The sequence below is a fragment of the Micromonospora sp. RTBAU3-60 genome (assembly GCF_054963695.1).
On sequence record NZ_JBUEGB010000173.1, the window covers coordinates 1 to 1,401 of the forward strand.

The window sequence follows — 1,401 nt, forward strand, 5'->3', positions numbered from 1 at the left end:
CTTGGTGCCGATCCGCTGGAGTTTGGCCCGCAACCGCTGGTTACGATGCCTGACCCGGTTGAGAGCCTTGCCGCTGTGCCGGGTGCCGTCGTTGGTGGTGGCAATGTTCGCGATACCCAGGTCCACACCGAGGAACCCCTCAGGCTCCTTCACCTCCACATCAGGGATGTCGCACGTGGCGTACAGGAACCACTTGCCGTCACGGTGCACCAGGTCGGACTCACCCCGCCGGTGCGCCACCAGGGTGGCGTACTGCTGGGCGGAGCAGCCGAACTGAACTCGGTTCAACCGGCCACCGACGGCCCAGATCGACACCGTGCGGTCAGCGAGCCGCCACGACAGGCACCGGTCGTCGAACGGTTGCGCGGCATCCCGACGGAACCGGATCGGCTTCGACTCGGCCTTGCGGCGGCGCTTCGACCCGGGCTTGCCGAGGTTACCGGCACGGATGGTGGCCTTCAGGGTGGCGTACGCGCCAGCGACCTTACGGGCGACGTGGATCGCCGGCTGGGCCGACAACCCCATCGCCTTCAACCGCCCGTAGGTGAGCCGCTGGAGCGCTTGCTTCGCGTAGATCCGCCGCTGGAATGCCTCAATTGAGGCGAGGTTCGCGGCCTCGTTGCACAGGTCAAGCGTCGCCCGAAGCGCCGCCTCCTGGGCGGCGTCCGGGTACAGCCGAACCTGCACGACCATTTTCACGTCTACAGTGTACCATCGTGTCTATGTCACCACGATGGGCTCCAGATCCGGATGTTCGGCGTGGCCGTAGCGTTGTTCACCACCTGCACGTTCATCTTGTCTTCGTCACAAAGTACCGGCGGGACGTGTTCAACGACGCCATGCTCACCCGATGTGGGCAGATCATGGCCGACGTGTGCGACAAACTCGGCGCGCAACTGCGGGAGTTCAACGGCGAAGACGACCACGTCCACCTGCTCGTCCACTACCCACCGAAACTACCGATCTCAACCCTGGTCAACCGACTCAAAGGCGTCTCCACGCACTACCTGCGGCAGGAATTCACCGACCGGATCAACCAGCACATCACACACGGCCACCTGTGGTCACCCTCGTACTTCGCTGGATCATGCGGCGGGCCACCCCTCACCGTCATCCGCGAATACATCGAAAGCCAGAAACATCCCGGCTCGTGACGCGATTCCTCCCGGCCCTGAAGGACTCCGTTGGGGAATGGCTGAAGGGGGATTCTTCATCCGATCTGGGCTGCAAGGTGGGTGAGGTGGCTTGTTCTGGTCTGGCCCAGGGGGGGTTTCGGTGAGCCACGCGTCTATGCGGACCAGGTTGACTGCACTGGCTGCGAAGACGTGTCCAAGGTGTGTCTTGGTCATGCTGGTGTAACGGGTGCGGCGGATGCCGGTATGACGTATGACCTGGGAGAGC

General features: G+C 63.6%; 2 protein-coding genes. One reads left to right on the forward strand and one right to left on the reverse strand.

Translation table 11 applies throughout. The annotated features are described in order from the left end of the window. Nucleotides 1–699: nuclease/transposase family protein (locus ACY34I_RS40370; RefSeq protein ID WP_462760824.1), on the reverse strand; the 699-nt coding region annotated here is incomplete at its 3' end. A gap of 23 nt (nucleotides 700–722) precedes the next feature. Here ACY34I_RS40370 and tnpA point away from each other — a divergent pair. Further along, nucleotides 723–1,154 carry an IS200/IS605 family transposase gene (tnpA, locus tag ACY34I_RS40375; protein ID WP_462760825.1) on the forward strand — a complete coding sequence of 144 codons (432 nt, stop codon included), beginning with the start codon at nucleotides 723–725 and terminating at the stop codon, nucleotides 1,152–1,154. Nucleotides 1,155–1,401 lie beyond the last annotated feature (247 nt).

Bases quoted from the DNA above. Each gene is read 5' to 3' on its own strand.
- tnpA (WP_462760825.1), top strand. From the start codon at position 723: ATGTCACCACGATGGGCTCCAGATCCGGATGTTCGGCGTGGCCGTAGC.